The following is a 12210-nucleotide window of genomic DNA, read 5'->3' on the forward strand; positions in this document are numbered from 1 at the left end:
AGTGATTTCTATGCTTAAAGTGAATGAGGATGATTTCACCTATCGCTTCGGTGATAACGGGCCTAAATATTTAATACAAGGTCCAAATATCGATCTTGGCCTAGTCGTTATTCAGCCTGGGCAAGAGTTTCAAAATCACTATCATACAACGTGCGAAGAAGTCTTCTATGCGTTAGAAGGCGAAATAGATTTCTATGTGAATAACGAGAGAGTTCCGATCAAACAAGGTGATGTCTTGCAAGTTCGACCTCATGAATCTCATTATCTTATTAACCATTCCGATAAGCCTTTTAAAGCTGTTTTTATAAAGTCACCACATTTACCAAATAAAGATACTGTACAAACTGAAAATCCAACATTAACGAAGGAGTGATTCCTAATGACTTGGGGATTTAAAAATCGATTAAATACAATTTTACCTGACGGCAGAGCAGTTATGTTAGCGATAGATCACGGCTACTTTTTAGGACCGATTCACGGACTTGAACAACCGTTAGAAACAGTTAAAAACTTGCTTCCATATACAGACTCCCTCTTTTTAACACGAGGTGTACTCAGCTCCTGTATACCTGAAAACTGCAGCACGCCGATGGTTATGCGTGTATCAGGCGGGGCAACTGTAGTCGGCAAAGATTTAGCGAATGAAACAATTGTTACACCTGTGAAAGAAGCAGTAAAACAAAACGCAATTGGCGTCGGCGTCTCTGTCTTTGTCGGATCAGACTATGAAACACAAACTGTTTCAAATCTCGCAAATGTAGTATCTGAAGCTCACGATTACGGCCTGCCAGTACTCGGTATTACCGCCGTTGCGAAAGAATTACAAAAACGTGAAGCTCGCTTCCTAGCACTCGCTTCCCGCGTATGTGTTGAAATGGGAGCTGACATTATTAAAACATATTACTGCGAAGGATTCGAAAAAATTACGAGCACATGCCCTGCTCCAGTCGTAATCGCGGGCGGACCGAAACTAGATTCAATCGAAGACGCATTAAACATTACGTACAATGCGCTGCAAGAAGGCGCAATCGGAGTAGATATGGGCCGAAACATATGGCAGTCCGAACATCCAGCTGCGATGATTCAAGCAATTCATGGCATTGTGAAGAATAGATTGAATGTGAAAGAAGCGCTCCAATTATATGAAGATGTAAAAAATTAAAATAAACAACAGACTTTTACACTTAAATATATACAAAATCAATATTTACTATAAGGAAAAGCCCATATGTTAGATTACTAAGTAACCTAACATATGGGCTTTCTTTTACATTTTTCATTGTTCCGAATTTAGTCAAGCCTCTACAGATCGCGTACGTTCCAAACAATCTCACCGCGATCACCCCACGTACTGTGATGCCGCTTAAATCCTATCTTTTCTAATACCCGGAAGGACGCAACATTCCAAGCGCCTACAGTCGACCAAAGTCTTTGGCGCCCCGTAGCAATCGCAGCCTCTAGCACAGCTGTTGCTGCCTCTGTCGCATAACCCTTGCGATGAGCACTGCGGAACAACTCGTATGCAATCTCCGGCTCTTCAAGCGTGGAACGACCGATAATTAAGCCACAGTATCCGATGAAATCGCCTTCGTCTCGCCTACGAATAGCGAGAAGAGAAATACCATTTTCAGCTGCTTTCTTGCGCATCTCAATAAGATAGCTACGAACAGAGTCAATGGTTGGCATGTCCACACCACGTTCGCCAATTAATTTTCTCAGCCATACTGCATCGGATTCCTCCCACATATTCAGGTCGAGTCGTTCCGTTTTCAGCTGGAATGCCATAGCTTTATATGAAGTTGTCATAGTGAGAACCTCCTATTTATATCACTGTGCTACTCATAATAGTTTCGCACCTCATCACATCAGAAACACTGTTGATTCTCTAAATTTTCTAGCAACAGCACACAAGAAATTAGAGTTCTTTTATGCATAAGCACTTCCCCTAAAAAATAGACCTTTTTATACAACTTTATTTTAAACATACAATATTTGCTTTAAGATGAATACCCTCTAGTTTATTAACAGTTTGTTTTTCACTTATCATACAAATAAAATGATCAAGCCCCTTTCCAAACTGGATAGGGGCTATATTTACATCTTCAAACAACTACTCTTGATGAGCACCATTAAGCTTTGGAACTTTCTTACCATCTTTATAGTCAAGGCAAGACACTTCAATTAACAATCCATTAAACATTGTAAAATAAAAACCATAACTACTACCTCTCATTGAATAAGGTTCCTTGTCTATTTCAATGCCCCCAGCTACTAAACGATTATATGCTTGATCAACTTCACTTGAAGTTTCCACTAAAAAACCAATATGAAAAGCTTCAGGATATGTAACGTCCTTTTTCCCCTTGAACGCTTTTGGATCACTTAACACCAGTATAAATCCATTCTCATCACTCATCACTACAAGCGCCTTTCCCTTTTGCTCCAAAAATTGAAAATCAAAAAATGTTTCAAAGAAATGTCTAGCTTCTGATAAATCATCAACACAAAGATTCAAATGGTTCAGCTTCATTCACTCATCTCCTTATAAACAGGGATTATACAGAAGTATATTGACCCATATTGATAACACTTGAATGTTTAAGGGAAGGTATTCAAGTGTTCATTTTTTAATATTCTAATACTTTCTTCTATCGTCTAGAACGTTTTTTTAATGCAACATTTGGAATACAGTAAATGAAATTATATGAACGATTCGACACGGAATCTCGATTTACCGATAAAGATTGACAATCGTAGTAAGCTACTTATTCTACTTAATTCTTTGTGCAATTGGGTGATCATCTTTTAGTTGCAGCAGGTCCCATAAATTCCCGTATAAATCCTTAAACACTGCAACAATTCCATATGATTGCTCTTTCGGTGCTCTCACAAATTCTATTCCTCTTGAAATCATTTCATTATAATCTCTCCAAAAATCGTCAGTATTTAAGAAAAGAAAAACTCTACCGCCTGATTGGTTACCAATAAAAGGATCTTGTTCAGGTTTAGATGCCCTAGCTAGTAATATTGTGGTACCGACTGAACCTGGAGGGGATACCACTACCCAACGTTTGTTTTCTTCTGGCTGATAAATATCTTCAACTAATGTGAAATTTAGTTTCCTTGTATAAAACTCTATTGCCTCATCATAGTCTTTTACTACTAATGCAATATGAACGATCGATTGAACCATTACTGTCCCTCCTAATCTTACTCACTAATCGAGTTTATATTATAACATTTCTAATTTTAACCTGTCCGTTAATTCTTCTTACATCACATACGAATCATTCTCTTTATTCAATGTTAATAACCATCTATCAGTAAACAGATAGATGGTTATATATTTGAAAAATTATAATTAAACAAATGTATTATTACGACTGTTGATAAGCCGATTTCGATGATTTCACATAATAAACCCCATGTTCAACGTTAATGATATGATCTGGTTTTGGTTTACCGCGGCCCGCTCTATGTCCAGCTAAATGCTCTTCACTTGTTTCCCAGTTTTTCCATGCTTCTTCAGATTCCCAGCGAATCATAACTACAACTTCTTCATCTCCGCGTCTCACTTTTTTCACGAGAACACTTAAGTCGATGAAGCCTTCAAATTTTTCAATAATGCCTTCTCCTGTAAAACGCTCTACAACTATATTAGATGTACCTTCTTTTACTGTAAATGTCTTAGTTTCGATAAACATATATCCCACTCCCTTTTTATAATACGAATACTAGTATTCTTCTATTATAATTGATTATGATAATTATTTTCAATTATAAAGTTTTAAATTTTTAGAATTATGCAGACTTCTCCGCAATCGACTCATCCAAAAATTTAAAATATGGAAGCAATATCCCTATTAAAGAAGTAACACATATAATCGAACCTATGATAAAGTATAATATTCTCACTCCCCACATTTCACTCAGTATTCCCCCAAGAAACACACCTAATGGCATTGCCGATCGTATGAAAAATAATCGCACTGAAAATACTTTTCCTATCATATTATTAGGGACTGTTTGTTGGCATATCGTCGTGTTATGAACATTGAAAAATGCAATACATATACCGGCAATTATTTCGATTACAATCGCAATAATAATACTATTATTTAAACCTAGTGAAATGTAAGTAAGGCCCCCTACGAATAATCCTCCAAGCATTAGTAGGCGACGGCTTCTATACTTCACTTTCCCAACTAACATAGAACCAACTACATAGCCAAGCGGGAAACCTGCCATGAAGTAACCGTACTCAGCATATCCTGCTGAAAGTTCGTCTTTTATATAAGGAAGATTCGTAACCATCGTTACTCCTACTCCGAATTGAACGAAAGTAAGAAATACCCCGAGCCAAACGATAACTGGTTTTGTGAAAAAGTATGTAAACCCGTGAAGAAACTCTTCTAGCCACGTTTTTCGAAGTTCTTGCTTTATCCTCTTTTCTCTAATGAAAAGTAATAATCCTCCACTTATAAATAGACAAATACACACAAAAAATAGTGTAAGCTTCATTCCAATTAAATGAATGACGATACCACCTAATACTGGCGCAAGAAACATCATAAGACGAGTCATCCCATCTATATACGCATTTGCATCTTGAAGCTGTTCTTTACTTACAATGCTCGGTGTAATCGCTTGACTGGCGGGTGTATACAGCGGCGTAATGAGCCCTATTATAATTTGAACAACGTAAATGTGCCATACTTCTACACTGTTAGTAACAAGCATTACTAAAGGCAGTAAGAAAACAGAGGCCCGCATCCATTGCGAAAAAATCATAATCCACTTTCGGCTCCATTTATCAATATATGGCCCGCTTATAAGTTGTAGTATGAGCGACGGGATAAAGTATAGTAACCACATGCTGCTTAATGCTGTTTTTGATCCTGTTAATTCATAAACGAGAATTGAATTACATAGCGTCCCGAAAGCGCCGCCTAATTCTGAAATTGCACTACCTATCCACATAAAAAAGAATGAACGGTTTTTCAATACACTCTTCACTATAGCTCACCAACTTTTCTATTAAATTCCTCCCTTTATGTACATTCTCGTTGTATATTATCTATTCAAAAATGCATCTAATTCTTTCGCTAACGACTGCACTGCTTTCTTTCTCAACACATATTTTCCGTCTTGAATATCAACTAACTTTGCTGAACGTAAAAGTTTCAAATGATGATGTACTGTTGATTTTCCTAGTTGTAATCTTTCCGTTATTTCTTGCAGCGTACGCTCTTGTTCAAATAGTAGTTTTACAATACGCAATCTTGCCTCATCCCCGAGCGCCTTATGTTTATGAACTAAAAAATAACTCGGCTCATATGGATCTTCTGGATGTATACTTTCATTTGCGACCGGATAATGAAACACTTTCGTATCTTCAATATCCGCTTCTATGTTCCACGGTCTGTATGTAATTTGCGGGATAAGAAGTACGTGATGAACACTTGGCTCTGGCATATATGTAACGCCACCTGTTGCCCACTCTACAAACTCTTCAGGTTTCATCTTTTTATTCATTTCATTTTTCGCTTCATAATCTCGCTTTAATATAGAGAGCAGTTGCTCCTCTTCTTTCTTAATAACACCCTCATACCATCCTGTCATAACATTAATTAAATGCCTCTTTAATAACTGGACGTCTACATTACATATAAACTCAATATACGTAGAGAAAAACTGATGTTCATGCGTTAACTCCATTAATTCTTGTACCGCTGAAATTTCTCCGCTAGATGCTAAACGTCTTTTTTCTTGATGTATTTCTCCTAAAAACGGTAAGCACACATATTTAAAATCTACTTCCGATAACGAATTGATATTATGAACAAACTGAGATAAATCCATAAAATCTCCATCATACAGTAACTGTAGCAATGCTTTCCACGTATTATGCTTCTCGACAAATTGCAAATGCTCTATCATTTCATGAGGTAAAGATTTTCTAATTTCTTCCCATTCGCTTTGAGATTTTTCAAGCGTGTCGATTAACCTCTTATGCGTAATTGCCGCAATGCCAAGTGCGCATTCAAAAAGTATCGAATACTTCATTTGAACGTTGTACGTTTCCCTCTTTCTACTCGTTACGTGAAAGACTTCCATTTTATCCCCTCCTTATTTCCTATGTATTGAATTCTATATACACCGAATTATACCTTCTAACTTTTTAGAATTATAAAACTTTCTGAAACTTTATATTGCTACAAGTTTTTAAATTTAAGATGCAGTTAATTTTCTTGTTCAACTATGAGGCAGGTTTCTTGAAGAGAAAGGAGAATTTATTACATTTAAAAAAATGATTTAGAAAGCATAAGTTTATTTCTACAATTACTGCAACGACGCCATATTGTTCTTTTAGAAACTTCCAAACATCAATCAGATGATAAGTAGGTCCGTTTCTACCTACTTTCTCTAACACTTATTGTTGGTCTATCTCATAGTTAAGGAGGCTATACGAATGGGTAAAAAAGAAATATTACAAAATGGAGTCAAGCAGGTTTTTTACGAAGAAGAATGGTACCCACCGATATCAGAAGCGTTAAAGAATCTTGCTGCCCAAGCATGTTGGCACCCAGAAGGAAAGGCCAGTAATACGATTTGGGAAAATGCAAACCATTTACTAATCTTTAAAGAGCGCTTACTTTCCCGCTTACATCAAGATGACACATTTGTTGCTCCACAAAATAATGATGACACGTTTGTCCAAGGTGGACCTAATGATGATGAAGCGTGGCAACAAACAGTGAAGCGAACGCTTCAAGTACATGATGCCTTGCAATCTTCATTAACATCCCTTCAAGAAGCAGAACTGGATCAACCAAGTCCGTCTCTACCAGTTTGGCAACAATATCTGAATATCCTTTTGCACGATGCTTATCATACAGGACAAATTATACAACTTCGTAAACTCCAAGGTTCATGGCCATCGCATCGTTCATATTTATAAACAATGATTAAAGATGATAGACCAGCATATGAGTCTATATTTAGCAGAATAAGTACAAAAAAAGGCAAATGAGATTCTAACTCTCATTTGCCCTCTTGCACGCCGGAGAAACATCCTACAATGAATTATTAACCTTAATTAAAATTCAACAAAGAATGTTCAATGGATAAAGTAAAACTTTAATCAGGCATTTCTGGGCCATTATCTCCCACCTCACTTCCTCGCATTCGCCAAGTTTTGAGGTAGGAGTCTTACCGCCCATTAATACGGGATAAAAAATTCATTCACACTTATTAATTCATCTGTGCATCGTTCAATAGCCCAATGATTTCACTCAACATTTCTTCTGTAAAAGCACCTGCGCTAAAGTTCACTAATGCTCGTAATGGCATATAGTTCAGCATAGCGTCCATCATTTCAGAGGCATCACTATCCCATCTAGCAGAAATAGTCGCATTAAATCCTAGTTATCTATCTTCCCTTTTCAAAAAAGAAGTAGGAATTTCCTTAGGCGAATATATTCAGCGTGCTAAGATAGATGAGTCAAAAAGCTTAATGACCTATACAAAACATTCTATATCAGAAATCTCCACACTATTAAATTTCCATGAACAAAATCATTTTACAAAGGTCTTTAAAAAACATACTGGTATTTCACCTAAACAATTTAAAAATGGAGACAGTTATTAGTTTAGAAAATTTTATCATACTTCCAATAATTGTTGTCCTTCGTTCTACCAATAGATTTATTTTGTTGCTTTACATTATTAATACATATCCTTTATACAGCGAAAAAACATTAATTTTTAGTACATAAATTGAAATAGATTAACCCCAAACATAATTTACATTCTTCATAACTTCTGATCATAATCCAAATTTGGAAGAATAGAGGCTTTTTTATATACAAATAATAAGCCTCAAGGAGTTGTTGACATGCATTTCATATTAAATATGTTAGGGGTTTTTGTTGTAATATTAATCGTTTTTCTATGTTCGCCTAATAAAAAACAAATAAAATGGAGACCAATCGTTATTCTAATAATATTGGAGCTTTTTATTACGTGGTTTATGTTAGGCACCAAATTGGGCAGTATTATCATTAATAAAATTGCCTCATTTTTCAGTTGGCTATTATCATGTGCGAATGAAGGTATTCGATTTGCATTTCCTTCAGCTATGGAAAATCAAACAGTTGATTTCTTCTTTAGCGCCTTACTTCCTATCATTTTTGTTATCACTTTTTTTGATATCCTTTCTTATTTTGGAGTCTTAACTTGGATTATTGATAAAGTAGGTGCAATTATTTCAAAGATTTCTCGTTTACCAAAGTTAGAAAGCTTCTTTTCCATTCAAATGATGTTTTTAGGAAATACGGAAGCACTTGCAGTTGTTCGTGATCAATTATCTGTGTTAAAAGAAAATCGTTTATTGACTTTTGGAATTATGAGTATGAGTAGTGTCAGCGGATCAATTCTTGGTGCTTATCTATCAATGGTTCCAGCAACATATATTTTCAGCGCTATTCCTTTAAACTGTATTAACGCATTAATCTTGGCTAATGTTTTAAATCCTGTAGAAGTTACTAAAGAAGACGATGTTATTTATAAACCTTCAAAAAATGAAAAAAAAGATTTCTTTTCTACTATTTCTAACAGTATGTTAGTCGGAATGAATATGGTTATCGTTATTTTAGCTATGGTAATTGGATATGTAGCTTTAACAGCATGTTTAAATGGTATTTTAAGCTTTTTTGTAACAGGTTTAACAATTCAAAAAATCTTCTCTATTATCTTTAGTCCCTTTGCTTTTTTACTCGGTTTAACAGGCAAAGATGCTATGTATGTAGCTGAATTAATGGGGATAAAAATAACAACGAATGAATTTGTTGCAATGATGGATTTAAAATCAAACCTAAAGTCTTTACAACCGCATACGATTGCGGTTGCAACTACATTTCTAGCTTCTTTTGCAAACTTTAGTACAGTAGGTATGATTTATGGAACTTACAATTCATTATTTGGCGGGGAAAAATCATCCATAATCGGTAAGAATGTTTGGAAGCTTCTTGTTAGCGGAATGGCTGTTTCCTTATTAAGTGCTATGCTTGTGGGGCTTTTTGTGTGGTAAATGAATATTTACTTCGTTTTAATAACAAAAGACACCTAAATTAAATTGGGTGTCTTTTGTTATTATTTCACGTGTTCTTTTATAATTTTCATCCCCGAATCTGTCCATTCCCACGAATCACATATTTTCTGGAAGTTAATGCAGGAAGCCCCATTGGTCCCCTTACGTGTAGTTTTTGCGTACTGATGCCAATTTCTGCGCCGAAGCCGAATTCAGATCCATCTGTAAAACGAGTCGATGCATTATGGTAGAGTGCTGCGGCATCAACAGATGTGAAAAACTTGCTGACATTTTCCTCGTTCTCTGTAATAATCGCTTCGGAATGCATGGATCCATACGTATTTATATGATGAATTGCTTCTTCTACAGTGGAAACCACTTTAACTGCCAGCGTGAGAGATAAAAATTCCGTTTCCCAGTCTTCTTCCGAAGCTAATGCAATAGAAGAATCAATTGTCAATGCTTTATTATCACCACGTAGCTCCACGCCTCTTTCCTTCAAGGAAGAAAACAGCTCGCTACCAAATTGCTGCGCCCAATTCTCATGAAGTATAATCGTTTCAATTGCATTACATACAGATGGACGCTGCGTTTTTGCGTTTATAATAATATCAAATGCCATTTGTTTATCCGCTGTTTCATCAATGAAAATATGACAATTTCCCGCACCTGTTTCAAGTACTGGAACAGATGCTTCTCTCACTACAGTATCTATTAACTGCTTCCCGCCTCTTGGGATAAGAACATCCAAGTACTCATTCAATGTAAACAACTGCTTTGCACTATCGCGCGTTGTATCTTCTATGAGCTGTACACTTTCTGAAGGCAAGCTTGTTTGTTTGAGCGCCCGGTGAATCACGCTAACGATGGCTTTGTTAGAATGAATAGCAGAAGAACTACCACGTAGTATTACTGCGTTTCCTGTTTTTAAGCAAATTGTAGCAGCATCCACTGTTACATTCGGCCTTGCCTCGTAAATCATCCCGACAACACCAAGTGGTACGCGCATCTCCTGAATAGATAATCCATTTGGTCGTTCCCATGCACTTACACATTCTCCAACAGGATCACGTAAATCAATTAGTTGCTTAATACCTTCAGTCATATCAATGATACGCTGTTCATTCAGCATAAGACGATCAAGAAGAGAGTCAGAAAATCCTTTTGCCTTACCTTCTTCGATATCCTGTTTGTTTTCCTCTAAAATATAAGCTGTTTCTACTATCAGCTGATCAGCAATCGCAGCAAGTGCTTCGTTTTTTTGATTTGTAGATTTAAGCACAAGTTCTCTAGCGATTTTTTTCGCTTTTTGTCCCTTTGCTAACACTTCATTCATTTTCATTTCCTCCTTTTATAAAGTTAATACGTAAAAATTCGAAACCCGTTTATCTCCACCAACTAAGTGTTTCCCGCCTATGGAATTAAAGAATTTGAGCAGTGGACTCTGCCCTCTCTATTCTTAAAATGAAACCCAATTATCCCTATGGATAACTTCATAACTATGCCTTTCCCCTCTTGCTTGAATATCCTGGCTCTGCATACCTTTTAGATTTTTTAGTTCCTGTGCACTATATGTGCATTGGCCTTTCCCTATTACGCGTCCTTGTTGCGTGATTACCTCCACAACTTCCCCGACTTTGAAAAATCCTGACACATTAGTAACACCAGCAGGAAGAAGACTCTTTCCATGTTGAATGATGGCAGTGGCTGCCCCGGCATCTACTTCAATTTGTCCGCTAACAAGCGAATGTAGTGCGATCCATTGCTTGTTCATCTTAATCACTTTTTGAGGAGCATTCCCTATATATGTTCCATCACCTTTGCCCTTCATAACATCTAAAAACTTCTCCTGTCCACATCCCGTTCCGATAAATACACTCACTCCAAGAGATAGTGCCGTCTTTGCAGCATCGATTTTTGATTTCATACCGCCAGTCCCAAGTTTTGAGCCAGCATCTCCTGCAAGAGAAGCAATTTCTTCCGTTACCTCAGGAAGGAAATGATATTTTTTCGCATCCGCATTTTTCTGAGGATTTTGGTCATATAAACCGTTCACATCTGTAAAAATCATGAGCATATCTGCCGAAACAAGTCCGCTTACTAAAGCTGACAGCATATCATTATCTCCGAACGTCAACTCTTCTAAAGAAATGGAATCATTTTCATTGATTATAGGAAGAGCAGAACGGTTTAGTAGCTCTCCTAAAGTAGCGTAAGCGTTACTGTATTGTTCTTTTCTAGAAAAATCACTTCTCGTTAGTAAAAGTTGTGCAGTAACGATACCATATTTACGGAATTCCTCCGTGTATGCCTGCATTAATAAACTTTGTCCGACAGCGGCAGCAGCCTGTTTCCCTTTAATTGTCACAGGTCTGCTAGGATACCCTAGAGCAGAAAAACCTGCAGCGACCGCCCCAGATGTAATCAACAAAACTTCATGTCCTTCCTCTTTCAATCGTGCCAATGCAGCAACGTGATCTGAAAGCTGTTCTTTACAGATGCCTCCATGACTCGCTGCCAAGGAACTACTCCCAATCTTTACAACAATTCTTTGCTTTCTCACTTTTTTATCCCCCAAGTCTAAAATCAAAGTTTTTCATAAATTACACTTCTATCCATACAGTGTGCATCGATTTCTATCCTCATCAATGCTGCATCTATAGTATTAAAGGGCAAAATAAAAATGACCGCTTCGCCCTTAATAAAATAAAAAGGACGAAACGGTCATTGTTCCGCGGTACCACCTTAATTGATATACATAGATATCCACTTGGCGCCTATAACGCAGGCGTACGCCTAAACTTTCATTTAAGACTCAGGGATAGGTTCGATACATTCTATACGAGGAATCTTTCAGCCGGTGAATTCCACTCTCTTTCGCAAGAAGACATATGTACTATTTCCCTTCAACGATTTTCAATTTAATTTTTTATATTATGCTATATAGTTCCTTTTTGTGTCAAGAGGTATTTTGCAAAATGAATATGATGACAAGTTTCTTGTATGAGATTACGGACATACTGGATGATAGTGAAAATTGATATAACTATACTCATATTCATAAACATAAAATCTTTTAAAAAATCTCTCCTGTCATTCATGCGATTAATAACATATAT

At 36.6% G+C, this 12210-nt stretch carries 13 protein-coding genes, 1 pseudogene and 1 other annotated feature; of the genes and pseudogenes, 5 read left to right on the forward strand and 9 right to left on the reverse strand.

All coding sequences use genetic code 11. From position 1 onward, the window contains the following. Positions 1–10 precede the first annotated feature (10 nt). A complete protein-coding gene (locus V7038_RS24765) occupies positions 11–373 on the forward strand; it encodes a cupin domain-containing protein (RefSeq protein WP_000921867.1) in 363 nt (120 codons plus the stop codon). A gap of 6 nt (positions 374–379) precedes the next feature. Beyond that, positions 380–1162 carry a 3-hydroxy-5-phosphonooxypentane-2,4-dione thiolase gene (gene lsrF, locus V7038_RS24770; protein WP_000219781.1) on the forward strand — a complete coding sequence of 261 codons (783 nt, stop codon included), beginning with the start codon at positions 380–382 and terminating at the stop codon, positions 1160–1162. Positions 1163–1302: 140 nt separating this feature from the next. Here lsrF and V7038_RS24775 read toward each other — a convergent pair whose 3' ends face one another. The 6 genes from V7038_RS24775 to V7038_RS24800 all read right to left on the reverse strand — a co-directional run bounded on the left by V7038_RS24775 (position 1303) and on the right by V7038_RS24800 (position 6117). After that, positions 1303–1806, reverse strand: a complete 504-nt coding sequence (locus V7038_RS24775) for a GNAT family N-acetyltransferase (protein ID WP_070128524.1) — start codon at positions 1804–1806, stop codon at positions 1303–1305. Between the two features lie 304 nt (positions 1807–2110). Then, positions 2111–2530, reverse strand: a complete 420-nt coding sequence (locus V7038_RS24780; protein ID WP_002110496.1) for a VOC family protein — start codon at positions 2528–2530, stop codon at positions 2111–2113. A 240-nt stretch (positions 2531–2770) separates the two neighbouring features. Next, positions 2771–3193, reverse strand: a complete 423-nt coding sequence (locus tag V7038_RS24785; RefSeq protein ID WP_070128525.1) for a VOC family protein — start codon at positions 3191–3193, stop codon at positions 2771–2773. Between the two features lie 184 nt (positions 3194–3377). Further along, positions 3378–3704, reverse strand: a complete 327-nt coding sequence (gene hmoA, locus V7038_RS24790) for a heme-degrading monooxygenase HmoA (protein ID WP_002013488.1) — start codon at positions 3702–3704, stop codon at positions 3378–3380. Positions 3705–3801: 97 nt separating this feature from the next. Continuing rightward, positions 3802–5016 (reverse strand): MFS transporter, encoded by a 1215-nt coding sequence (locus V7038_RS24795; protein ID WP_002110498.1) that lies wholly within the window; start codon positions 5014–5016, stop codon positions 3802–3804. Positions 5017–5073: 57 nt separating this feature from the next. After that, positions 5074–6117: an ArsR/SmtB family transcription factor gene (locus V7038_RS24800; protein ID WP_335695788.1), complete on the reverse strand. Its 1044-nt coding sequence runs from the start codon at positions 6115–6117 to the stop codon at positions 5074–5076. Positions 6118–6472: 355 nt separating this feature from the next. Here V7038_RS24800 and V7038_RS24805 point away from each other — a divergent pair, with 355 nt between their 5' ends. After that, positions 6473–6961, forward strand: a complete 489-nt coding sequence (locus V7038_RS24805; RefSeq protein ID WP_335695789.1) for a DinB family protein — start codon at positions 6473–6475, stop codon at positions 6959–6961. A 293-nt stretch (positions 6962–7254) separates the two neighbouring features. Here V7038_RS24805 and V7038_RS24810 read toward each other — a convergent pair whose 3' ends face one another. Further along, positions 7255–7377, reverse strand: coding sequence for a hypothetical protein (locus V7038_RS24810; RefSeq protein WP_335695790.1), 123 nt, complete (start codon positions 7375–7377; stop codon positions 7255–7257). Positions 7378–7387: 10 nt separating this feature from the next. Between V7038_RS24810 and V7038_RS24815 the strand changes: the two are divergent. Both V7038_RS24815 and V7038_RS24820 read left to right on the forward strand, forming a co-directional pair. Next, positions 7388–7651, forward strand: a pseudogene (locus V7038_RS24815) (helix-turn-helix domain-containing protein); the annotation flags it as partial. 246 nt (positions 7652–7897) lie between these two features. Continuing rightward, the gene (locus V7038_RS24820) at positions 7898–9091 is read left to right on the forward strand and encodes a NupC/NupG family nucleoside CNT transporter (RefSeq protein WP_335695791.1); all 1194 of its coding nucleotides are present in this window, start codon (positions 7898–7900) and stop codon (positions 9089–9091) included. A gap of 88 nt (positions 9092–9179) precedes the next feature. Here the strand turns inward: V7038_RS24820 and V7038_RS24825 are convergent, their stop codons facing one another. Then, complete coding sequence (locus V7038_RS24825; RefSeq protein ID WP_002110504.1) at positions 9180–10427, reverse strand: glutamate-5-semialdehyde dehydrogenase; 1248 nt, start codon at positions 10425–10427, stop codon at positions 9180–9182. 123 nt (positions 10428–10550) lie between these two features. Then, positions 10551–11654, reverse strand: a complete 1104-nt coding sequence (gene proB / locus V7038_RS24830; RefSeq protein ID WP_335695792.1) for a glutamate 5-kinase — start codon at positions 11652–11654, stop codon at positions 10551–10553. A gap of 145 nt (positions 11655–11799) precedes the next feature. Beyond that, positions 11800–12010, reverse strand: a binding site (T-box leader). Positions 12011–12210 lie beyond the last annotated feature (200 nt).

Origin of the sequence: Bacillus sp. JJ783, assembly GCF_036963225.1 — a bacterium.
Lineage (GTDB): Bacteria > Bacillota > Bacilli > Bacillales > Bacillaceae_G > Bacillus_A > Bacillus_A cereus_U.

Bases quoted from the DNA above. Each gene is read 5' to 3' on its own strand.
- V7038_RS24765 (WP_000921867.1), top strand. From the start codon at position 11: ATGCTTAAAGTGAATGAGGATGATTTCACCTATCGCTTCGGTGATAAC.
- lsrF (WP_000219781.1), top strand. From the start codon at position 380: ATGACTTGGGGATTTAAAAATCGATTAAATACAATTTTACCTGACGGC.
- V7038_RS24775 (WP_070128524.1), bottom strand. From the start codon at position 1,806: ATGACAACTTCATATAAAGCTATGGCATTCCAGCTGAAAACGGAACGA.
- V7038_RS24780 (WP_002110496.1), bottom strand. From the start codon at position 2,530: ATGAAGCTGAACCATTTGAATCTTTGTGTTGATGATTTATCAGAAGCT.
- V7038_RS24785 (WP_070128525.1), bottom strand. From the start codon at position 3,193: ATGGTTCAATCGATCGTTCATATTGCATTAGTAGTAAAAGACTATGAT.
- hmoA (WP_002013488.1), bottom strand. From the start codon at position 3,704: ATGTTTATCGAAACTAAGACATTTACAGTAAAAGAAGGTACATCTAAT.
- V7038_RS24800 (WP_335695788.1), bottom strand. From the start codon at position 6,117: ATGGAAGTCTTTCACGTAACGAGTAGAAAGAGGGAAACGTACAACGTT.
- V7038_RS24805 (WP_335695789.1), top strand. From the start codon at position 6,473: ATGGGTAAAAAAGAAATATTACAAAATGGAGTCAAGCAGGTTTTTTAC.
- V7038_RS24810 (WP_335695790.1), bottom strand. From the start codon at position 7,377: ATGATGGACGCTATGCTGAACTATATGCCATTACGAGCATTAGTGAAC.
- V7038_RS24820 (WP_335695791.1), top strand. From the start codon at position 7,898: ATGCATTTCATATTAAATATGTTAGGGGTTTTTGTTGTAATATTAATC.
- V7038_RS24825 (WP_002110504.1), bottom strand. From the start codon at position 10,427: ATGAATGAAGTGTTAGCAAAGGGACAAAAAGCGAAAAAAATCGCTAGA.